The organism is Streptomyces sp. NPDC054796 (assembly GCF_053611545.1).
This window is the reverse complement of record NZ_JBSHAO010000001.1, coordinates 29,064-49,395: the sequence shown is the minus strand read 5'-3', so window position 1 is coordinate 49,395 and position 20,332 is coordinate 29,064. Positions and strand designations below refer to the sequence as shown.

Genomic DNA, 20,332 nt, shown 5'->3' with positions numbered 1-20,332 from the left:
TCATGCAGTTCGGCCGCACCTACGAGGAGTTCACGGTCGGTGACGTCTACAAGCACTGGCCGGGCAAGACGGTCACCGAGTACGACGACCACCTCTTCTGCCTCCTCACCATGAACCACCACCCGCTCCACATGGACAGCAACTACGCGGAGCGGACGACGGACTTCGGCAAGAACGTCGTCGTCGGCAACTACGTCTACTCGCTGCTGCTGGGCATGTCCGTGCCGGACGTCTCGGGCAAGGCCATCGCCAACCTGGAGGTGGAGTCGCTCAAGCACGTGGCCCCCACCTTCCACGGGGACACGATCTACGGCGAGACGACGGTGCTGGACAAGACGCCGTCGCGGTCCAAGAGCGACCGGGGTGTCGTGCACGTGGAGACCAAGGGCTACAACCAGGACGGCACCCTGGTGTGCGTCTTCCGGCGCAAGGTGATGGTGCCCACGGAGGCGTACATCAAGGAGCGCGGCGGAGAACAGCCGGGCCGCCCGGAGCTTCGTGAGGCTCCGGCCGCGCGGAAGGGAGAGAAGTGAGATGGGACGTCTCGCGCAGACCGACGGGCTGACGGAGATCCAGCGGGAAATCCTCTCCACCGTCCGTAGTTTCGTCGACAAGGAGATCCTGCCTGTCGCCACGGAGCTGGAGCACAAGGACGAGTACCCCGCGGAGATAGTCGAAGGACTGAAGGAACTCGGGATCTTCGGCCTGATGATCCCGGAGGAGTACGGCGGCCTCGGGGAGTCGCTGCTCACTTACGCGCTGTGCGTGGAGGAGATCGCCCGCGGCTGGATGAGCGTGTCGGGCATCATCAACACGCACTTCATCGTGGCCTACATGCTCAAGCAGCACGGAACGCGGGAGCAGAAGGACTATTTCCTGCCGCGGATGGCGGCCGGCGAGATCCGGGGCGCCTTCTCGATGTCGGAACCCGCGCTCGGCTCCGACGTGTCGGCCATCTCTTCCAAGGGCGTGCGCGACGGCGACGATTTTCTGCTCAACGGACAGAAGATGTGGCTGACGAACGGCGGCTCCTCGACGCTCGTCGCGGTGCTGTGCCGCACCGACGAGGGCCACCCGGAGGGCACGGCCCCGCACAAGTCCATGACGACCTTCCTGGTGGAGAAGGAGCCGGGATTCGGCGAGGTCAAGCCGGGCCTGACCATCCCCGGGAAGATCGACAAGATGGGCTACAAGGGCGTCGACACTACCGAGCTCATCATGCAGGACCTGCGAATTCCGGCCGACCGCGTGCTCGGCGGAGAGACCGGCCGCGGCTTCTATCAGATGATGGACGGCGTGGAGGTCGGCCGGGTGAATGTCGCGGCGCGTGGTTGCGGTGTGGCGCAGCGTGCCTTCGAATTGGGCATCGACTACGCACAGCAACGCCACACTTTCGGAAAGCCGATCGCCCAGCACCAGGCCATCCAGTTCAAGCTGGCCGAAATGGGTACCAAGGTCGAGGCCGCGCACGCGCTCATGGTGGGCGCAGCCCGCAAGAAGGACTCCGGGCAGCGCAATGACCTTGAGGCGGGTATGGCCAAATATCTCGCCTCCGAGTACTGCAAGGAGGTAGTGGAGGACGCGTTCCGTATCCACGGCGGGTACGGTTTCAGCAAGGAGTACGAGATCGAGCGGCTCTACCGAGAGGCGCCGATGCTCTTGATCGGCGAAGGAACCGCCGAGATCCAGAAAATGATCGTGGGCCGCCGCCTGCTGGAGGAGTACCGCTTCCAGGGGTGAATGTCCTTTTTCGGGGTGTTTTCTTGGGGATCAAGATCACACCCCGATCTGGGACTTCGCACACTGACTGGCGCTCTGGCTTGCCCAGTTGCCACCAGTAACCGATAGCATCCCGGAAAGCCGCCGTCCCCCCGTCGAATACGCGGCTCCCTCCGCTACGAAGGTCATCCATGCCCCACAGCCCATCCTCTGCACCCAGCGGTCGCGTCCGCCTCGCACGCGGGGCGTCGCCGTGGCTCCTCCCGACAGTGGCCACGGCCGCCGTCAGCCTGCTCCGGGCCCGCCGCTCGGGCAAGGCGGCAGCGGTCGCCGTGCCTGCCACCGCGCTCGCGGCGGGCATGCTGTGGTTCTTCCGCGACCCGGAGCGCGAGATCACGCAGGGCCGCGTCATCTCTCCCGCCGACGGCGTGGTGCAGAGCATCATGCCGTGGAAGGACGGGCGCACCCGCGTCGCGATCTTCATGAGCCCGTTGAACGTCCACGTCAACCGCGCGCCCCTGGCGGGCTCGGTGACGTCCGTGGAGCACATCCCCGGGGGCTTCGTGCCCGCGTTCAACAAGGAGAGCGAGAACAACGAGCGCGTCGTCTGGCACTTCGACACGGAACTGGGCGACATCGAGATGGTTCAGATCGCCGGTGCCGTGGCGCGCCGGATCGTTCCTTACGTGGCGCAGGGTGCCAAGGTGGAACAGGGCGAGCGCATCGGGCTGATCCGCTTCGGCTCCCGGGTGGACATCTATCTGCCGGAGGGAGTCGAGGCCGCCGTCGAGGTCGGCCAGACCACGACCGCGGGGGTGACTCGAATTGACCGTGATTGATCCCGATACACAGGCTTCGTGGGTCCCGGAGACCGACGAGGACGACGACGAGATGCCGCTGTCGACGCGGCTCTCGATAGCGGACACGCTGACGCTGGGCAACGCGACGTGCGGCTTCATGGCGGTGTACTTCACCACCACCGGCGTGCTGATCCCGCACCTCACCGGCAGCGAGGACGGCGGCATGGCGCGGCACAGCGCCGCGACCGCCGTCGTGCTGATGCTGCTCGCGTCGGTCTTCGACCTCTTCGACGGCCTCGTGGCCCGCAAGCTGCGCAGCTCCGCGATGGGCGCCGAGCTGGACAACCTCTCGGACCTCATCAGCTTCGGCCTGGCGCCCGCGTACTTCGTGAGCGTGTGGGGCATGGTCGCCAACGACGCGAACCAGCGGGTCTCGCTGGTGGCCGCGGTGGTGGTGCTGCTGGCTGTGGTGCTGCGGCTCGCGCGATTCTCGTGCGTCACGCTGAGAGACGGCATCTTCCAGGGGATGCCGAGTCCGTTCGGGGCACTGACGGTCGTCTCGATCGTGCTGCTGGAACTTCCCTTCCTGCCGACGCTGCTGGCCATCATCGGTGTGGCCTGGCTGATGGTGAGCCGGGTCGAGTACCCGAAGCCGCGGGGCAGCCTCGCTGTCGCCATGCTGGGCTGGATCGTGGCGAGCATGGGGCTGCTGGCGGCCTGGGCGTTCGACGCGCCCGGCGGTGAGCTGCTGCTCCAGACGGGGTGCGCGCTTCAGGTCGTCCTCGGCGCGGTGATCCCGCTGTTCGCGACGGCGCGACGGGTCAACACGTTCCGCGACAACCGCCGCGAGGCACGGACTGCCGCGCAGGGCTGAGCCCCCGAACAGACGGCAACGCCGTGGGCCCCCGAGCTTCTGCTCGGGGGCCTTTGGCGTTTCTGAGGGGTGTTGCGCGGGACGGTTGGCCGGTGTGGCGGGTTCCGCAGGGTCCCGCGCTGATTTTTGTGCCGCAGCACGCCTGGGCGGGGTCCCCTGCGTTGTGGGGTTCGCCGTTTCCGGGTGCGGCTGCGTGGCTACGGCGCGGCGTGTGGTCGCGTTGCGTCGCGGCTTGCGCCGCGTGATTCCGGGTTCCTGTTGGGGTTGTGGGCGGGCGCGCCCCCGAGAGGCCGGGCACCCCGTGAGGCGGTCAGCCTCGTGCCCCGTGTGGGGGTGCGACCCGGTGAAGGGGGAACCCTGGGTTTCAGCCGGCGGACTGCGCGTCGCGGACCACCACCAGGCCGCCCTTTGCCTTTTCGTCCGGCTTGAGGATGTAGCTCTCGCGGGTGGAGGGCTCGTCCGGGTTCGAGAAGTCGTGGGTGATGCCGAAGCCGTTGCCGTAGGCGCGCAGGGACAGCAGGGCCTTGGTGACGCCCTCGCGGGTGAGGTCCTTGGCCTCGCACGCCTTCTTGAGGGCCTGGACGTAGACCGCGGTGGCGTTGTAGCCCGCGATCACGCCGTTGTCGAGAACGGCCTTGGGGTACTCCGCGGCGTACGCACGGGCCAGCTTGCTCGGCCCCGGCTCCTCGGAGCCGATCGGCAGGGTGGAGGCGGCGACGTAGTAGTCGCCCTGGAGGGCCTTGCCCGCCTGGGTCTTGAGCAACTGCGGCGCGAAGGCCGAGTTGTTGCCGGCGATCGGTATCTTGAGCCCGCTCGCCGCCGCCAGCCCCACCAGCGACGCGGCCTGCCGAGGCCCCGCGCTGACGAGGGCCGCCTTGACGCCCGCCTTGTCGAACGCGGAGACCTGGGCCGACATGTCCTCGTCCGTCGGCTTGATCTTCTGCTTGACGAGGGTGAGCCCGTGCTTCTTGGCCGCCTCCTCGGCGCCCTCCAGCGCGTTCTCGCCGTAGTCGCCCTCGAAGTAGACGTGGCCGACCTTGTCGCCCTTCTTCAGGCCCTTCTCCTTCACCAGGAAGTCGACGGCGTTGGCGGTCTCCACGTCGTAGGTCGCGCCGATGACGCGGATGTGCTCGTCGCCCAGCAGGGAGGCGGACCAGGCCATCGGGATGACCAGGACCTTGTCCTCCTTCTCGATGCGGCTCTTGGCCGCGCTGACGAAGGGCGAGCCGAGGAACTGGACAAAGCCCAGGACCTCGGGCTCCAGCTCGGTGTAGGCGGGGATGGCCTTGCCCGCGTCGTAGCCGTGGTCGCGGACGGTGAGGTCGAGCTTGCGGCCGCAGATGCCGCCGTCCTTGTTGGTCTGCTTGATGTAGAGCTGCTGCGCCTGGGTGACGCTCTTGCCGAGCGAGGCGTAGACGCCCGTCATGTCGGTGAGGGCGCCGAGGGTGATGGTCTCCTCCGTGACCCCGGCGCCCGTCTTGACGCCCTGCGCGTCCTGGCCGTCGCCCCCTCCCGCCGTGGACTTGCCGCTGCACGCGGAGGCGGCGAGGAGCGCGAGCGCGGCGGCGAGCGCGGTGCGGGTGACCGCGCGGGTACGGGTACGTGTACGGGTGTGCGTCGTCATGAAGGGGACCCTCCGTCAGTGGCGTGCGGCGAACGGTGGACGGCGAGCCGGACGAGGCCGCCTGGCAGGAAGAGGACCACCGCGACTACGGCGGCGCCGTAGAGATAGCGGGACATCTCGCCCGGCGCGACCCCGCCCGTGCCGGGCGCGGAGACGAGGGGCAGGACATCGCTGTAACGGGTGAGCAGTTGGGGCAGCAGGGCGATGAAGGAGGCGCCGAGGACGGCGCCTGTGACCGAGCCGAGCCCGCCCACCACGATCATCGCCAGGTATTCGAGTGACAGGACGAACCCGAAGTAGTCGGGCACCGTACGCTGGAAGACCAGGGCCAGCAGGACCCCGGCCAGGCCCGCGTACATGGACGAGAGCACGAAGACGGCGCCGCGGTAGCGGGCGACGGGCACCCCCATCACCCCGGCGGCCACCCGGTGGTCGCGGATCGCGTTCATGGCCCTGCCGGGGCGTCCGCGCAGCACGCCCCGGGCGAACAGCGCGCACAGGGCGAGCAGGACCAGGCCCGCGTACCAGAGCTTCTCTGACGACTCGAAGGGCACCGAGGCCACCACGACCGGACTGTCGTCGAAGGTGAACCCGAAGAGCGAGAGCCGCGGCACCTCGCGTCCGTTGTAACCGCCGGTCAGATCGCCTGCGTTGAAGAGGACATGCTGACCGATGAAGATCAGCGCGAGCGTCGCGATGCCCAGGTACGGGCCGTGCAGCCGCCCCGCGATGGGGCTGAACAGCCCGCCCGCCGCGCCCGCGAGCAGCACGGCGAGCACCACGGCCAGCCACGGAGGCGCCCCGAGCCCGGTCAGCTCGTGGCCGCTCTCCGTACCCCCGACGCCCGCGAAGGCGCAGTAGCCGTACGCGCCGACCGCGAGGAAGAACGCGTGCCCCAGGGAGAGCTGCCCCGTGGATCCGGTGAGCATGGTGAGGCCGATGGCGCCGATCGAAGCGGCCATGGCGAAGAGCCCGGCCTGGAGCCAGAAGCGGTCGAGATAGAAGGGGAGGGCGAGGAGGAGCACCGCCGCGAGGGCGCCGCCGATGAGACGCGTCGGCGAGTACGGGAGGCGGTCCGCAAGACGCGGGGCACGGTTCTCCGCCGACGGTGAGGCGTGCGCGGTGCGGCGCGGGCGGTCAGACACGGGTCAGCTCCCTCGTACCGAAGAGCCCGGCCGGGCGGACGAGGAGCACCAGGACCATGACCACGTAGGGGGCCAGTCCGCCGATGCCGCGGCCGAGGAAGGTCAGATCGCTCTGGTAGCCGGTCACCAGCGCCTCCGTCACACCGACGATGAGCCCGCCCGCCAGGGCCCCCGTCGTCGAGTCGAGGCCGCCGAGGATGGCCGCTGGAAACGCCTTGAAGGCGGCCAGCGAGGTGCCGCGCTCCAGTCCCGGTGTGGGGAAGACGGTGAGGAACAGCGCCGCGACGGCGGCCAGCCCGCCCGCCACCGCCCACGCGGAGGCGGAGACCCGGCCCAGCCTGATGCCCATCAGCGCCGCCGTCTCGGGGCGTTCGGCAGCGGCGCGCATGGCCACGCCCCAGGGCGTGAAGCGGAACGCGAGCAGGAACGCGGTGATGAGCAGCGCGGCGACGACGAAGGCGGCGACGCGGGTCTGCGGGAGAGTGACGGGGCCCAGGGAGAGCACGCGGTCGCCCCACGGGTCGCCGAGGCCGTAGACATGGGAGCCGATGCGCCGGGTCAGGTCGGTGATGAGCAGGATGTCGACGCCGATGGTGACGATGGCGATCAGGCTCTGGTCCCGGCCCCGGTAGCGGCGCAGCACCAGGAACTCGACGCCCGCTCCGAGCACCGCCGCGCCCGTGACGCCGACGGCCAGCGCCGCCCAGAAGCCCAGGTCGTCCTGGAGGACCGCCGTCAGATAGCCGCCCGCCAGGAGGAGGGAGGCGTGGGCGAAGTTGACGACCTCGGTCGCCTTGTAGATGACGACGAAGCCGAGCGCGATGAGCGCGTAGACGGCGCCCATCGAGAGCCCGCCCAACAGGAGTTCGGTGAAGGTGGTCACGGGGCCTCCTGCGTGCCGGTGCGGTTGCTCTTGTCAGGGGTCCCGCTGTCTTCGCCGTCGCCCTGGGCCTCTTCGTCGTCCGTGGACGCTTCGCCGAGGTAGGCGCGGATGACGGCGGGGTCGCGGCGCACGTCGTCGGGGTGCCCGTCGGCGATGCGGCGGCCGAAGTCGAGCACCGTGACGGCGTCGGCGAGCCGCATCACCATGCCCATGTCGTGCTCGACGAGGACGAGGGAGATGCCGAGGCTGTCGCGTACGCCCGCGATCACCGCGGCCGTGCGGCGGCGCTCGTCCGCCGTCATCCCCGCGACCGGCTCGTCCAGCAGCAGCAACCGCGGCTCCATGCACAGCGCCCGCGCCAGCTCGGCCAGCTTCTGGAGCCCGTACGGCAGCGTGGCGGCAGGCTGGTCCAGATACCGGTCCAGGCCCGTGAACTCCGCGATCTCCTCGACGCGCGCGCGGTGCCGCGCCGCCTCGCGGGCCGCCGACGGCAGCCGCAGCCCGCTGGCCAGGAAACCCGCGCGGGTGAGCCGGTGGCGGCCCAGCAGCAGCGTGTCCGCGACGGTGATGTGCGGGGACAGCGCGAGGTTCTGGAACGTACGGGCCACGCCGAGCCCCGCGATGCGGTGCGGTGCGAGCCCCGTCAGCTCGGCGTCCCCGAGGCGGACGCTGCCCTCGGCCGCCCGGTAGAGGCCCGAGAGCACGTTGAGGCAGGTGGACTTGCCCGCGCCGTTCGGCCCGATGACCGCGTGCACGCTCCCCGGCTCGACGGTGAACGAGACCCCGTCCAGCGCCGTCAGCCCGGCGAAGCGGACGGTGAGACCCCGTACGGCCAGCGGCGGCACGAGGGGCTCCGAGGCCGGGGAGGGTGCGACGGGTGCGGGTCGCGAGGACGGTACGGGCCTCGCGCTCGCGGAATGCGCCGGCCGCTCGGGCGCCGGTACGCGGGAGTGCTCCGTACCGCCCTGCCGCCCCGTCACGCGGACCACCTGCGCAGGACGGGCACGGGGCGCGGGGCTCCGGCGGGCGCGTCGAGACCGGCTGCCGGGGCCTGCGGGGGCTCCTCGTCGGCGATCCCGAGATAGCGGCGCCGTACCTCGTCCGACGCGGCCAGCTCGTCGGCCGGACCCCGCAGCGTCACCTCGCCGACCTCCAGCACACACGCCGAGGACGCCAGCCTGAGCGCGACTGCCGCGTTCTGCTCGACGAGCAGGACCGAGGTGCCCTGCGCGTTGATCTCCCGGATGGTCTGGGCGATCCGGGCCGCGGCGAGCGGGGCGAGTCCCAGGGTGGGCTCGTCCAGCAACAGCAGCCTGGGCCGCGCCATCAGGGCGCGGCCGAGCGCGAGCATCTGCTGTTCGCCGCCCGAGAGCAGGCCCGCGCGCTGGCGGGACCGCTCGGCCAGTACGGGGAAGAGCGCGTGCACCCGGGCCAGCGCCTCCGCCGTTGCCGCGCCGCGACGGCCGCGCGCTCCGGCACGTAAGTTGTCCGCCACGGTCATGCGGGCGAAGATCTGCCGCCCCTCGGGCACCTGCACCACTCCCGCGGCGACCACCTGGTCGGGCGGGAGACCGTCCAGGCGTCGCCCGCCGAAGGCGAGGGTGCCCGAGCGGATCGCTCCGCCGTGAAAACGCAGCGTGCGGGAAACGGCCCGCAGCAATGTGGACTTGCCCGCGCCGTTGCCGCCCAGTACGGCGACCACGGCTCCCTCGGGCACGTCCAGGGAGACCTCGCTCAGCGCCCGTACCGGCCCATAGCCGACGGACACCTCCCGGACCTCCAGTGAAGCGGCCGCCATCGGCCCTCCTTCCACCGGTGCTCGGCGCTCACCTCAGCACCGGCGGAAGCCCCCGTCCACGGCATCCCCCAGGTTCGCTGCCCCCGACCACCCGACGGACGCCCGGCCTGTGCGACGGCACAACGGGGCCCCTTCGCGGGGGGGGGCGGAAGGAAACGGTGGGTTCCCGCTTCACGGGGGTGTTGCGCGGGACGGCTGCCCTCCCAGGTGGGCACCGTAGGGTCCCGCGCTGATTTTTGTGCCGCAGCACGCCTGGGCGGGTCCCTGCGTGGGGCGATGCGCCGTTTCCAGGTGCGGGTGTGTGGCTTCGGCGCGGCGTGTGGTGACGGTGCGTCGCGGCTTGCGCCGCGTGATTCCTGGTGCCTGCCGGTGGCCGTGTGGGGTACGTGGGTGCGGGGTGTCCGGTGCCGCGCCGGGGTGTCTCCTCGGCGTGAAGGTCTCGTTGTCGGCTTCCCGCCGGTGACTTTCTCGACCTGCGGGGACACCCCGCCACGTCCCCGTCCCGCCGGTGGCCCCCTACCCGGTTCCGGGTGCGTGAGCGTCCAACCCCAGTCCGGTGCCCGCTTCACGGGGTGCGCGTTCCCGGGTGTGCGGCTGCGGGCCGGGGGGAGGGCGGGCACAACCCGTGCCACCGGCCCCCAACACGCGAACGAACCCCCAAGAAGCAACCAGAACAGGCGCACCCTCACAGGAGAGAAGCACCCCGTGAAGCGGTCAACCCCGTACCCCGTGAAGGGGCACAACCCGGTGAAGGGGGAACCCTTCGTTTCAGAGGTAAGCCGCAGCCAGGCGTGCTGCTGTGGATTCCAGGAGCGGGCCCGCGTTGGCGATGCAGCGGGACGTGTCGGGTTCGAGATCGGTGAGGGGGTACGCCTTCTCGATGCCCGCCCCCTTGAGCGCGGGCTCGTCGATCGCGAGCCTGCCGCACACCGCGACGACCTGCTTGCCCGCCTTGCGCGCCGCCGCCGCGACCCCCGCCGGAGCCTTGCCGTGCAGCGTCTGCTCGTCGAGCGAGCCCTCGCCCGTGATCACGAGGTCCGCGCGGTCCAGGGCAGGGGCGAAGCCCAGGACGTCGAGCAGCACCTCGATGCCGGGCCGGAAAGAGGCGCGCAGGCCGACCAGCGCCCCGTACCCGATGCCCCCCGCAGCGCCCGCGCCGGGCGCCCGCGCCGCCTCCGTCGCGCTGGGCCCGACCGCCTCGGCCAGCACCTGCGTGAAGTGGGTGAGCGCCGTGTCGAGGACGGCCACGTCCTCCTCGCTGGCCCCCTTCTGGGGTCCGTAGACCGCCGGGGCGCCCTTCGGCCCCGTCAGCGGGTTGTCGACGTCGCTGGCGAGGACGATCTCGACGTTCTTCAGCCGCTCGTCCAGCCCGGAGAGGTCGGCGGAGACCATCTCGATGAGCGGGCCGCCGCCGTGCGGCACGGGGTCGCCGTCCCGGTCGAGGAAGCGTGCCCCGAGCGCTTCGAGCATGCCCGCGCCGCCGTCCGTCGTCGCCGAGCCGCCGACGCCGAAGACGATGGTGCGCGCCCCCGCCTCGACCGCGGCGAGCAGCACTTCGCCCGATCCGTACGTGGTGGCCGTCAGCGGCGCGAAGACGCCGGGCGGCATGAGCTGGAGGCCGGACGCCTCCGCCATCTCGACCACGGCGGTGTCGCCGTGCAGTGCGAACGCGGCGGTGACCGACGCGCCGAGCGGTCCGGTGACCTCCACCTCTCTGCGCTCGAAGCCGCCCGCGACGGCTGCGGCCACGGTGCCGTCGCCTCCGTCGGCGACGGGCAGGGCCTCGATCTGGGCCTCGGGCCGGGCTCTCCTGATACCGGCCGTGACACGCTCGGCGACCTCGACGGCCGTCAGCGATCCCTTGAACTTGTCCGCGGCAATCAGCACGCGCGCCGTCGTTGTCATGGTTCTGCCCCTGGGTCTCTCTTGCGTTCGAACAGGCAGTCGCGCCGCTGCGACCCTATCCGCAGCCCCCGCCCGCCGACTACGGCGCACCGTCCGGCGAGGTCCCGGTCCACGGCGCGGCACCATCAGAAAACAGCGGGAATCGCACCATAGTGGGGCGGCATGAGCACCGATACGACCACCTTCCCGGAGCCGCCCGGGCAGGACGGCCCCGGCACGCCCGGTGACGGTACCGGCACCTCCGGCGAAGGCCCGCCCGTCGACCCGCCCCCGGACAAGGCCGTGGTGACCCTCGGTGTCCTCGTCGTCGCGGGCGTCGTGCTGTGGGCGGCGCTCGGCAAGGGCTCCTTCGACTCGTTCACCGACGGCGCGCTGAACTGGGTGCTCGGCAACTTCAGTTGGCTGTTCATGATCGCCGCGAACGTCTTCCTCGTGCTGTGCCTCATGCTGGCGCTCGGCCGCTTCGGGCGGCTGCGGCTCGGCAAGGACGACGAGGAGCCGGAGTTCGACAACCTCGCCTGGATCGCGATGATGTTCAGCACGGGCATGGGCATCGGCCTGATGTTCTACGGGGTGGGCGAGCCGCTCCAGCACTACGCGGATCCGCCGCCCTTCGGCGACGTCGCGCCCCGCTCGGGGGCCGCCGCGCAGACGGGGCTGGAGTACGCGCTGTTCCACTGGACGCTCCATCCCTGGGCCATCTACGGGATGGGCGGGCTCGCCCTCGCCTACGCCACGTTCCGCAAGGGGCGCGGCAACCGTGTCAGTTCCGTGTTCGTGTCCCTCATCGGGCAGCGGCGCGCGGACGGCTGGCAGGGCCGGGTCATCGATCTGCTGGCGGTCTTCGCGACCGTCTTCGGCACGGCCACCAGTCTGGGTCTGGGCGCGCTCCAGGTCGCGGAGGGGCTGCATCTCTCGGTGGGCGTCCCGCACACGACCACCGTCGAGCTGCTGGTCATCGTCGTGCTGGGCGCCGCGTTCGTCGTCTCGGCGTTCTCCGGGCTGCACAAGGGCGTCAAGTGGCTGAGCAGCATCAACATCGTGCTCGCCGCGCTGCTGATGGTCTTCGTCTTCGTCGCGGGCCCGACGGTCTTCCTGCTCGACTCGATCCCGGCGACGGTCGGCCCGTACCTCCAGGAACTCCTGGTCACCTCGTCCCGCACCGGCGCCTTCGGGCACGGCGACTGGCTCGGCACCTGGACGATCTTCTACTGGGCGTGGTGGCTGTCGTGGGCCCCGTTCGTCGGCACGTTCCTGGCCCGTATCTCGCGGGGCCGCACCGTCCGCGAGTTCCTGCTGGGCGTGCTGCTGGTGCCCAGCGGCGCTTCGGCGGTGTGGTTCTGTGTGATGGGCGGTACGGCGATCAGGCTGGATTCGACGGGCCGCGCCGACCTGGCGGGCGAGGCGGACAACGCGGAGAAGTCCCTCTTCGCCACGCTGGAGGCGCTGCCGTTCCAGTCCGTGACCTCGGTGCTGGCGATCCTGCTGGTGATGATGTACTTCATCACCAGCGCCGACTCGGCCTCCCTGGTGATGGGTTCTCTGACGAGCAGGGGCGCGCTGCATCCGCGTACGTGGCTGGTCGTCACGTGGGGCGTGCTGATGTCGGCCGTCGCCGCCGTGCTGCTGCTCGCGGGCGGCCTCGAATCCCTCAAGTCCGGCACGATCCTGGTGGCGCTGCCCTTCGTGCTGGTGATGCTGGCGCTGTGCTGGGCGCTGCTCAAGGAGCTGCGCGAGGATCCCGGCGCCGGGCCGCCCCGGCACCATCCGCTGCACGGGCTGCGGGACGCGGTCCGCGCGATGGTCGGCGACGCCCTCCACGGCGGCGGCTCGACCCGGCTCCGCCCCTGACCGACGTTCGCGCGCGGCGGTTCACCCCGGCGGGCGGCGTGCCAGTGCCGGCAGGGCGACGCCGGGGTGGAGGAGGTGGGCCGGGGATTTGGCGAGGGACAGGACCCGTACCAGGTGCGCGCAGGCCCGTGGGCTGCGCGAGGCAGCCTGGGCGACGCGCCACACGTAGCGCTGGCGGGCGCCGAGCCACCGGCCGCCGACGTCGCCGGTCGTCCCCTCGTAGCGCTGGTCCTCTGCGGCGGCGACGGCCCACGCGGTGGTGGCGCAGGCGGCGAGGCGGCGTTGGACGGGGCGGGTCGCGATGACGCCCGTCGTGTTCCGTAGGTGACGGTCGAGGGCAGCGGCCTGCAAAGCGGAGACGGTGAGGCCCTGCGCGTACAGGGGATTGAAGCTACAGGCGGCGTCACCCACGGCGGCGAAGCCGTGGAGCGTCGCGGGCATCCGGTCGAAGCGGCGTCGGCGGTTGGCCGTGCCGCGGTAGCTGATGACCCGGGTGAGGGGCCGCGCTTCACGGATGGCGTCGTGGAGGTCGGGGCTGCGCAGGCTCCTGGTGAAGTCGAGGAAGTCCTCGTGAGTGCGGGGCGGAGTGTCGTCGCGGAAGGCGGTGAGGCTGCACAGCCAGCGGTCGCCCTCCTGGAGGTACATGGCCCCGCCGCGCCGGCAGCCGTGCGGGGAGGGCGGGAGGAAGACCCCTCGCCACGGGGGGCGGGGCCCGGCCGGAACGGTGAAGGCGCACGTGGCGTAGGTGAGGCCGGGGTCGATGACCTGCTCGGCGGGCGCCGGGAGGTCCGCCGCCTCGAACCAGCGGGGCGCGTGCGACGTACGGCCCGTGGCGTCCACCACGAGACCGGCCGCCAGCTCCTCGCCGGGCCCGCCGTCGCGGGCCGCCCAGCGGACTCCGCGCACGCGGTATCCGCTGGTCAGCAGCCCGGTGACGCGGTGCCCCTGGAGGATCGTGACGCCCTGGAGCCGTGCACGGACAGTGGAGTCGAGGAGGGCTCGCGAGCAGGTGAGCAGCCGCGTGGCGCTGACGGCCCGTAGCCAGGCGGCGGGCCCCAGCCAACGGATGTCCCTGGGGACCCGGGCCTCGACGGCACCGGCTTCGCCGAGGGCTCTCCCGAGGCCGGGGAACAGTTCCTCGGCGACGCGTGCGCCCGCGTCCCAGAGGATGTGCAGATGCTGGTGCTGGGGCGACGTCGAGCGGGTGGCGCCCTCGGTGAGGGCCGCGCGGTCGAGCAGGGTCACCCGGGTGAAATGCCCGGTGAGGACGCGGGCGGCGAGCAGCCCGGCGAAGGAGCCGCCGATGACGACGGCGTGCTCGCGCGAGGCGTCCGCGCCGGGCAGGCCAGAGCGGATCATGACTGTCCCGGGTGGGCCCATTCGCCGACGCCGTAGGGGTCGGCGGCGGGGATGGAGTAGTGGTCGTGTGCGATGGCCCACCGGTCGTCCGTGCGGCGCAGGATCCAGGTGACGCCGAAGCGGACGGGCAGTTCGGTGCCGGGGGTCCTGACGCGGGCGTCGACGGCCCCGGTGATCCAGGCGATGTCGCCGCTGCGCTGCTCGAAGGGGCCCTCGGCCCAGGTGACGTCGAGCAGCCGCAGCCCGCTCGCGAACCAGCCCTCCCAGCCCTCGCGCAGGCGCCGGTCCCCGTGGAGGGAGGTGGAGGGTCCCTCGATGAGGGAGTACGTGTCGGGGCCGGGTTCGTAGTGGGCCAGTGCACGGTCGACGTCCGCGGTGATCATGTGCTGGACGAAGGCCGTCACGGTCTCGGCGGGGCCGGACATGGGACCGGACATGGGGCTGGTCATACGGGCTGTCCTTCCGCTCGCTCCCGGTTCTGGCGCGGGGGAACGCGGTGGGGGATCTCGACCCGGGCGATGAGCGCGCCGCGCTCAGGACCGGCTCCGACCACGGAGAGGCAGACGAGGTCCCCGTTGGCGACGCGCCCCGTGTGCAGGTCGTCGTGGAGCATCTTGGTGGTGGCGGTGGTGATGAGGTTGCCGAACTCCCGGGCGTTCGACGGGGCCTTGTCCGGGTCCAGCCCTGCGGCGTCGCGGAAGGACTCGACGAGGGCCGGGCTCGCCTGATGGGTGTAGACGCGCGCCACGGTGTCCTCGTATCCGGGCAGGGACGCGGACAGGTCGCGGTGGTTGAGCATCATGGCGCGGGCGTAGAAGTCCGCGAGGGCCGGGCCGTCCAGCCCGAAGCAGGACAGCTCCTCGCTCGACGCCGTGCCCGGCGGATGGTTGAGGCCGCCCGCGTAGTGGCGCACGAGGGGGTTCTCACCGAATGTGTCCGTGTCGCGCGAGTACAGGACGGTGCCGGTACCGGTGTCTGTGCCCGTCCCGTCGTCACGGGTGCGCTTGAGGACCAGGGCGCTGGCGCTGTCGGAGAAGGTGCCGGCGGTCGCCCACATCGTGTCGCTGTCCGGGTGCCGGGTGTTGAACCGGTAGAGGTCGTTCAGGTGCCCCTCCGGCGATCCGGCCAGGACGCTGGGCACGCTGTACGTGAGGATGAGGACGGCGTCGACGTCCAGTTGGGAGGCGACGGCGGCGGCCCGTGCCAGACCGGCGCACCCGGCGGTCATCTGGAGGGGCACCAGGGTGTCGTCCAGCCCCAGGCGGCGGCTGATCTTGAACGCGTCCTGGTCGAGCATGACTTCGTACGGGGTGCAGGGAAGCGCGATGAAAGCGCCCACCTCGGACGGGGCCACCCCCGCGGAGCGCAGGGCCTCCCCGCCCAGGCCGACCATGCCGTCGATGTCGCCGAGCACTTCCGGGTCCCAGCTCTTCGCCCTGATCCCGAGGATGTTCCGCATCTCCTCACCGGTCAGGTGCTCGCCCGGCCGGTGCCGGTGCGGGACTTTCATCTTCTCGGCCCATTCCTCGATGGGCACGGGCTCGGGTACGAGGGTGGCCAGTCCGGCGATCTCGTACGGGAAGGGCTGCGGCCGGGATATGGACATGGGAATCCCCCTCCTGTCCGGAAGCTCAGGAACACGGGACGCGCTCGGCCAGGGACGGCGGACGGGTCACAGGGGACGCGTGACGGCGTGCACATCTGGCGGCGACGCGGGAAGGGCCCGCGGTGTTCCTCGTGGTCCCAGGTCTCTCCCGGCGCTCTCCGCGGAAAACCGCCTCCCGGCGCCCTCAAGGAGGACGGTCCGCACAGCCCCGGGCAGTCGGTTGATGTGATGAGCGCCCCCGCCCGAGCCCCCGCGCCCCGAGCCCCGCCCAGAGATCCGGCGGTCAGGGGGGAGCAGGCGGCCAGGCGGTCAGCCGGTCAGGCGTCGAAGGGCACATGGACATCGCGCCCGGTGCCGCCCAGTGGCAGCGGTCAGCGGCGCTGGCGCAGACGGCGCCAGACCGCGCGGGCCGCGTGGTGGCCGCCCATCCCGTGCACCCCCGCACCCGGCGGCGTCGCCGAGGAGCACAGATACACGGCCGGGTGCGCCGTCTCGTACGGCACTCGCGTGAGCTTCGGGCGCAGCACCAGTTGCAGCGACTGCGGCGACCCGCACGCGATGTCGCCGCCCACATAGTTCGCGTTGCGCGCCGCGAGTTCGGGCGGGCCCGCCGTCGCGCGGGCCAGCACCAGATCGCGGAACCCGGGCGCGAACCGCTCCAGTTGGCGCTCGACGGCCTCCGTCGCGTCGCCCTCCCAGCCGTTGGGCACGTGTCCGTACGCCCAGAAGACGTGCTTGCCCTTGGGCGCGCGCGAACCGTCCACCAGCGACGGCTGGGCCGTGATCAGGAAGGGCCGGCCAGGGGCACGGCCGCCCACCGCTTCGCGCATGGCCGTGTCGATGTCGCGCGCCGTCGGCCCGACGTGCACGGTGCCAGCGCGGCGCGCCTCCTCGCTGGTCCAGGGGACGGGCCCGTCCAGCGCGTAGTCGATCTTGAAGACGGAGGCGCCGTACCGGTAGTTCGCGTACGCGTTGCCGAGTCCCGCGATGCGCGCGAGCGCGGTCGGTGAGGTGTCGAAGACGTAGGCGCGCGCCGGCGGCAGTTCGTCGAGGCGCTTCACCTCGGTACCGGTGTGGATGACACCGCCCAGCGCGCGGAAGTACCCGGCGAGCGCGTCCGAGATGGCCTGGGAACCGCCGCGCGGCAGCGGCCAGCCGTTGGCGTGCGCGGCGAGCGCGAAGACCAGCGCGGGCGCCGTCACGGCGGGCGTGGACAGCGGTGCGATGACGTGTCCGGCGAGGCCCGCCAGCAGCGCGGGGGCCTTCGCGTCGCGGAAGCGGCGGTTGACCCAGCTCAGCGGGCGCAGCCCCGTCAGCCCGAAGCGGGCGAGCAGCACGGGGTCGGTGGGGAAGCGGCCGTTGAGGGCCGAGCCGATGCCGAGGAAGTCGGCGGCGAGGGTGTCCCACTTCCCGGTGAAGGGCTCGACGAGGCGGCGGTACGTTCCCGCGTCGCGCGGCCCCAGCGACATCGCCGTCTCGCCGACGGAGCGCGCGAGCACGGCCGCGCTGCCGTCGGGGAAGGGCTGGGCCATGGGGAGTTCGGGGTGCAGCCACTCCAGCCCGTACCGCTCCAGGGGCATGTCGCGGAAGGCGGGCGAGCCCGCGCCCGTGGGGTGCACGGCGGAGCAGGGGTCGTGCCGGAAGCCGGGGAGGGTCAGTTCCTCCGTGCGGGCGCCGCCGCCCACGGCGTCGCGGGCTTCGAACAGCTCGACGGAGAAGCCGCGGCGGGCGAGTTCGACGGCCGCTGTCAGCCCGTTCGGCCCGGCTCCGACGACGACCGCGTCACGGATCGATGGCACTGTCGGCTCTCCCCTCGCCCCTCGTCCTTGAGGTCGGCGGCGTCAGCCGCCCCCGTCACGCGCACGGCGGCACGGGCCGGTTCCGGTTCCGGTCCGGATTCCGGTCCGGATTCCGGCCGCGGGCGCCGCCGCACGGGCGCGTCAGCGGCCCGCGCGCAGCAGCCCCACCATACGCCGGGCCGTGGCGGCGTCCCGCGCCGCGGTGAAGGGCAGCGCGTTGCCGCCCGCGAGCCGGAACGGCTCGTCCGCCACCGTCGCGCTCGCGCCGCCCGCCTCTGCGACGAGCAGCAGCCCGGCCGCGTGGTCCCAGGCCGCCTCCCAGCTGAAGGCGACGGCGTCGAGTTCGCCGCGCGCCACCGCCAGATATTCGAGCCCGGCCGAGCCGCAGGGGCGGGGCTCGACACCCTCCGTGCGGAGGCCGAGCAGCGCCCGCTTCTGCTCCTCCGTGGTGAAGTCCGGGTGGGAGGTGGCCACCCGGAGCGGGGCGCCTGGCTCGGGCGAGCCGGAGCGCAGTGCCTCGCCGTCGAGCAGCGCGCCGCCGCGGCGCCGTGCCGTCGCCATCACGTCGAGCGCGGGCGCGTAGGTCCAGGAGGCCAGCACCTCGCCGAAGCGGGCGAGCGCCACGAGCGTGCAGAAGCCCTCTTCGCCGCGCACGAACTGGCGGGTGCCGTCGACCGGGTCGACGATCCAGACGGGCGCGTCGCCGTGCAGCGCCTCGTACGTGGCGGGCTTGGCGTGCACGGCCTCCTCGCCGACGACGACGGAGCCCGGCAGCAGCTCGGACAGCGCGTGCGTCAGATGCTCCTCGGCCCGCTGATCGGCCACGGTGACCAGATCGTGCGGCCCGCTCTTCTGGACGACCTCGTCGTCCCCGAGCTGCCGCCAGCGCGGCATCACCTCGTCGGCCGTGGCCTTGCGGACGGCCTTCTCGACCTGTGCGATCAGCTCATCGTCGATCATGTCTCCATGGAAGCACGACGGGGGGCGGTCGGCGCCGTCCCCTTCGCGGGGGGCGGAAGGAAACGGGGGTTGCCGGTTCGTCGGGGGTGTTGCGCGGGACGGTTGGCCAGTGTGGTGCGCACTGTAGGGTCCCGCGCTGATTTTTGTGCCGTGGCACGCAGTGGGGGTGGCTTGGCGCCGTTTCCGGGTGCGGCCCGGTGGCTCCGGCGCGGCGTATGGACCGGTAGTACGCGGCTGGCGCCGCGTGATTCGTGGCTCGCGCCGGTGGCCGTGTGGGATTGCTGTGTGGTGGGGGGCGGCGCCGCGCCGGGGCGTCTCCTCGGGCGGCGACAAGTGCGGGTCTCGTTGTCGGGTTTCTCCCGGCACTCGTCGCCACCACTTGCGGGGACACCCCACCGCACCACCTCCCACCCGGTGGCCAACCTCCGGTCCGCTCCAACCGTTGTGGGCACCCGTTCTGCAGGGCGAGGGGGCACCTCCCAGCGGTAGCTGGGGGAGGGTGGGCACAACCCCACCACCGGCCCGCAGCACGCCAACGAAACCCCAAAGGGGCACCCCCGGGCTGCGCACCCCCGACAGGGGGAGTTGCGCGGGACGGTCGGCCCGGGGAGTGGGGACCGTAGGTCCCGCGCCGGGGGTGTGGCCGGGCTCAGCCGACCCGGAGCGGAAGCGGGCCACCGGCGGGACGGGGACGGGGTGGGGTGTCCCCGCAGGTCGAGAAAGTCACCGGCCGAGAGGCGACAACGAAAGCTTCACGCCGAGGAGACACCCCACCCCGGCACCGGACACCCCCCACCCACGCGCCCACAACCACGGCGGAAACCCAGAATCACGCGGCGCCAGCCGCATCGCACCCGCACCACACGCCGCGCCGAAGCCACGCAGCCGCACCCGAAAACGGCGCACCGCCCAGCGCAGCGCCCCGCGCCCCGTGCTGCGGCACAAAAATCAGCGCGGGACCCTACGGCGCCCACCTGGGAGGGCAGCCGTCCCGCGCAACACCCCCGTACAGGCCGGGACCGGACCGCCGATGGCTGCGCTGGCGGGATGGCAGCGCAGCAGCAGACGCCGTCAGGCCGCCCGCAGCAGCCGCGACGCGGTGACGGCGTCCGGGGAGGTGGCCACGAGCGCCTCGGTGAGCGCGTCGCCGGCGGCGGTCAGCGCCGCGTCGTCCATCGGGCCGAGTGCGTCGAGGATGAAGACGGCGCGGGTCGTGTCGTGGGTGAGCCGGGTGCGTACGCACTGGCGCCAGTTCCAGCGGCGGCAGGTGACCCCCGCGTCGTCGCGCCAGACGACCTCGCCCGCCCTGGGGTGCTCCACCACCGTCTCGCCGCCCGAGGTGACCTCGAAGGATTCGGTGCCGTCGGCGCGCACGAGGCGGAGCGGGCCCGTGTAGTGGTCCAGGTCCTCGCCGCCGAGCGGGAGCACGTGGGCGACGGAGACGGCGTTGTAGATGTCCGTGAGCCGGTCCACGCGCGGCAGCCCGTCCGGCACCCGGCGCAGCAGCGCGTCCACGCTGGGCCGGATGCGCTTGGGCTTGGCGCCGAAGGAGCGGAACGCCTCGTGCCAGGCGGCGATGTGCGGGTGGCTCTCCGGGTCGGCTGCGCCCTCCTCTGCGGCGGCGAGCAGGCGCTCGCTGGACTCGTCGCCTGGGCCCGGACGCAGGCCCTCGACGGTGATGAGCAGCGCGCGGTAGTCGGGGCGCAGCTCGGCCACCTCGGGGCTGATGGAAGCCGCCGCGAGCCAGCTCCCGGTGTCCCGCACACCGGTTCCGGCCGACGGCCCGTTCCGTGTCTCCGGCTCTGTCGCCATGTCCGTCCGCCTCTTCCCGCGCCTGTGGCGCCTGCCGCGCTTCTCGTGTCTCCCTGCCGCCGGGCCCCGGATACTGCTCGGGACCCGGGCAGGCCAATGCAATGTACCAGCCAGTGCACTATTCACGACAAGCGCGAGCCGCGGCGCCAACCCCGCCCCTCCCCCAACGCCACGTCCGAATCCCGCCGGATCCCCCC

At 72.1% G+C, this 20,332-nt stretch carries 17 protein-coding genes; 5 read left to right on the top strand and 12 right to left on the bottom strand.

Annotated features, from left to right (window positions below; all coding sequences use genetic code 11):
- Positions 1 to 2: 2 nt before the first annotated feature.
- The 4 genes from ACWGJ2_RS00220 to pssA all read left to right on the top strand — a co-directional run bounded on the left by ACWGJ2_RS00220 (position 3) and on the right by pssA (position 3,393).
- Positions 3 to 533: a MaoC family dehydratase gene (locus tag ACWGJ2_RS00220; protein ID WP_453343629.1), complete on the top strand. Its 531-nt coding sequence runs from the start codon at positions 3 to 5 to the stop codon at positions 531 to 533.
- Between the two features lies 1 nt (position 534).
- Positions 535 to 1,740 (top strand): acyl-CoA dehydrogenase family protein, encoded by a 1,206-nt coding sequence (locus ACWGJ2_RS00215; RefSeq protein WP_453343628.1) that lies wholly within the window; start codon positions 535 to 537, stop codon positions 1,738 to 1,740.
- A gap of 170 nt (positions 1,741 to 1,910) precedes the next feature.
- Complete coding sequence (locus tag ACWGJ2_RS00210) at positions 1,911 to 2,558, top strand: phosphatidylserine decarboxylase (protein ID WP_453343627.1); 648 nt, start codon at positions 1,911 to 1,913, stop codon at positions 2,556 to 2,558.
- Positions 2,545 to 3,393, top strand: a complete 849-nt coding sequence (pssA, locus tag ACWGJ2_RS00205) for a CDP-diacylglycerol--serine O-phosphatidyltransferase (RefSeq protein WP_453343626.1) — start codon at positions 2,545 to 2,547, stop codon at positions 3,391 to 3,393. The genes ACWGJ2_RS00210 and pssA overlap by 14 nt, the downstream gene beginning before the upstream one ends.
- A 364-nt stretch (positions 3,394 to 3,757) precedes the next feature.
- Here pssA and ACWGJ2_RS00200 read toward each other — a convergent pair whose 3' ends face one another.
- From ACWGJ2_RS00200 to ACWGJ2_RS00175, 6 genes are all read right to left on the bottom strand, one after another.
- Entirely contained in the window at positions 3,758 to 5,017 is a 1,260-nt protein-coding gene (locus tag ACWGJ2_RS00200; RefSeq protein WP_453343625.1) for an ABC transporter substrate-binding protein, read from the bottom strand.
- The gene (locus tag ACWGJ2_RS00195) at positions 5,014 to 6,162 is read right to left on the bottom strand and encodes a branched-chain amino acid ABC transporter permease (protein ID WP_453343624.1); all 1,149 of its coding nucleotides are present in this window, start codon (positions 6,160 to 6,162) and stop codon (positions 5,014 to 5,016) included. Before ACWGJ2_RS00195 ends, ACWGJ2_RS00200 begins: the two co-directional genes overlap by 4 nt.
- Positions 6,155 to 7,045 carry a branched-chain amino acid ABC transporter permease gene (locus tag ACWGJ2_RS00190; RefSeq protein ID WP_453343623.1) on the bottom strand — a complete coding sequence of 297 codons (891 nt, stop codon included), beginning with the start codon at positions 7,043 to 7,045 and terminating at the stop codon, positions 6,155 to 6,157. Before ACWGJ2_RS00190 ends, ACWGJ2_RS00195 begins: the two co-directional genes overlap by 8 nt.
- The gene (locus tag ACWGJ2_RS00185; RefSeq protein WP_453343937.1) at positions 7,042 to 7,890 is read right to left on the bottom strand and encodes an ABC transporter ATP-binding protein; all 849 of its coding nucleotides are present in this window, start codon (positions 7,888 to 7,890) and stop codon (positions 7,042 to 7,044) included. The genes ACWGJ2_RS00190 and ACWGJ2_RS00185 overlap by 4 nt, the downstream gene beginning before the upstream one ends.
- Positions 7,891 to 8,021: 131 nt before the next feature.
- Positions 8,022 to 8,843, bottom strand: coding sequence for an ABC transporter ATP-binding protein (locus tag ACWGJ2_RS00180; protein WP_453343622.1), 822 nt, complete (start codon positions 8,841 to 8,843; stop codon positions 8,022 to 8,024).
- Positions 8,844 to 9,611: 768 nt separating this feature from the next.
- A complete protein-coding gene (locus tag ACWGJ2_RS00175; RefSeq protein ID WP_453343621.1) occupies positions 9,612 to 10,748 on the bottom strand; it encodes a glycerate kinase in 1,137 nt (378 codons plus the stop codon).
- A 162-nt stretch (positions 10,749 to 10,910) separates the two neighbouring features.
- Between ACWGJ2_RS00175 and ACWGJ2_RS00170 the strand changes: the two genes are divergently transcribed.
- Positions 10,911 to 12,599: a BCCT family transporter gene (locus tag ACWGJ2_RS00170; protein WP_453343620.1), complete on the top strand. Its 1,689-nt coding sequence runs from the start codon at positions 10,911 to 10,913 to the stop codon at positions 12,597 to 12,599.
- Positions 12,600 to 12,620: 21 nt separating this feature from the next.
- Here ACWGJ2_RS00170 and ACWGJ2_RS00165 read toward each other — a convergent pair whose 3' ends face one another.
- From ACWGJ2_RS00165 to ACWGJ2_RS00140, 6 genes are all read right to left on the bottom strand, one after another.
- A complete protein-coding gene (locus tag ACWGJ2_RS00165; RefSeq protein ID WP_453343619.1) occupies positions 12,621 to 13,958 on the bottom strand; it encodes an NAD(P)/FAD-dependent oxidoreductase in 1,338 nt (445 codons plus the stop codon).
- Positions 13,955 to 14,407, bottom strand: a complete 453-nt coding sequence (locus tag ACWGJ2_RS00160) for a nuclear transport factor 2 family protein (RefSeq protein ID WP_453343618.1) — start codon at positions 14,405 to 14,407, stop codon at positions 13,955 to 13,957. The genes ACWGJ2_RS00165 and ACWGJ2_RS00160 overlap by 4 nt, the downstream gene beginning before the upstream one ends.
- Positions 14,404 to 15,564, bottom strand: coding sequence for a 3-oxoacyl-[acyl-carrier-protein] synthase III C-terminal domain-containing protein (locus ACWGJ2_RS00155; protein ID WP_453343617.1), 1,161 nt, complete (start codon positions 15,562 to 15,564; stop codon positions 14,404 to 14,406). Before ACWGJ2_RS00155 ends, ACWGJ2_RS00160 begins: the two co-directional genes overlap by 4 nt.
- A gap of 371 nt (positions 15,565 to 15,935) precedes the next feature.
- Positions 15,936 to 17,363, bottom strand: coding sequence for a phytoene desaturase family protein (locus ACWGJ2_RS00150; protein ID WP_453343616.1), 1,428 nt, complete (start codon positions 17,361 to 17,363; stop codon positions 15,936 to 15,938).
- 141 nt (positions 17,364 to 17,504) lie between these two features.
- Positions 17,505 to 18,323 (bottom strand): inositol monophosphatase family protein, encoded by an 819-nt coding sequence (locus ACWGJ2_RS00145; protein ID WP_453343615.1) that lies wholly within the window; start codon positions 18,321 to 18,323, stop codon positions 17,505 to 17,507.
- Positions 18,324 to 19,394: 1,071 nt separating this feature from the next.
- Positions 19,395 to 20,135 (bottom strand): B3/B4 domain-containing protein, encoded by a 741-nt coding sequence (locus tag ACWGJ2_RS00140; RefSeq protein ID WP_453343614.1) that lies wholly within the window; start codon positions 20,133 to 20,135, stop codon positions 19,395 to 19,397.
- Between the last annotated feature and the right edge of the window lie 197 nt (positions 20,136 to 20,332).

Excerpts from the sequence above, each read along its gene's own strand:
- ACWGJ2_RS00220 (WP_453343629.1), top strand. The coding sequence starts at position 3 with ATGCAGTTCGGCCGCACCTACGAGGAGTTCACGGTCGGTGACGTCTAC.
- ACWGJ2_RS00215 (WP_453343628.1), top strand. The coding sequence starts at position 535 with ATGGGACGTCTCGCGCAGACCGACGGGCTGACGGAGATCCAGCGGGAA.
- ACWGJ2_RS00210 (WP_453343627.1), top strand. The coding sequence starts at position 1,911 with ATGCCCCACAGCCCATCCTCTGCACCCAGCGGTCGCGTCCGCCTCGCA.
- ACWGJ2_RS00200 (WP_453343625.1), bottom strand. The coding sequence starts at position 5,017 with ATGACGACGCACACCCGTACACGTACCCGTACCCGCGCGGTCACCCGC.
- ACWGJ2_RS00180 (WP_453343622.1), bottom strand. The coding sequence starts at position 8,843 with ATGGCGGCCGCTTCACTGGAGGTCCGGGAGGTGTCCGTCGGCTATGGG.
- ACWGJ2_RS00175 (WP_453343621.1), bottom strand. The coding sequence starts at position 10,748 with ATGACAACGACGGCGCGCGTGCTGATTGCCGCGGACAAGTTCAAGGGA.
- ACWGJ2_RS00170 (WP_453343620.1), top strand. The coding sequence starts at position 10,911 with ATGAGCACCGATACGACCACCTTCCCGGAGCCGCCCGGGCAGGACGGC.
- ACWGJ2_RS00165 (WP_453343619.1), bottom strand. The coding sequence starts at position 13,958 with ATGATCCGCTCTGGCCTGCCCGGCGCGGACGCCTCGCGCGAGCACGCC.
- ACWGJ2_RS00160 (WP_453343618.1), bottom strand. The coding sequence starts at position 14,407 with ATGACCAGCCCCATGTCCGGTCCCATGTCCGGCCCCGCCGAGACCGTG.
- ACWGJ2_RS00155 (WP_453343617.1), bottom strand. The coding sequence starts at position 15,564 with ATGTCCATATCCCGGCCGCAGCCCTTCCCGTACGAGATCGCCGGACTG.
- ACWGJ2_RS00145 (WP_453343615.1), bottom strand. The coding sequence starts at position 18,323 with ATGATCGACGATGAGCTGATCGCACAGGTCGAGAAGGCCGTCCGCAAG.
- ACWGJ2_RS00140 (WP_453343614.1), bottom strand. The coding sequence starts at position 20,135 with ATGGCGACAGAGCCGGAGACACGGAACGGGCCGTCGGCCGGAACCGGT.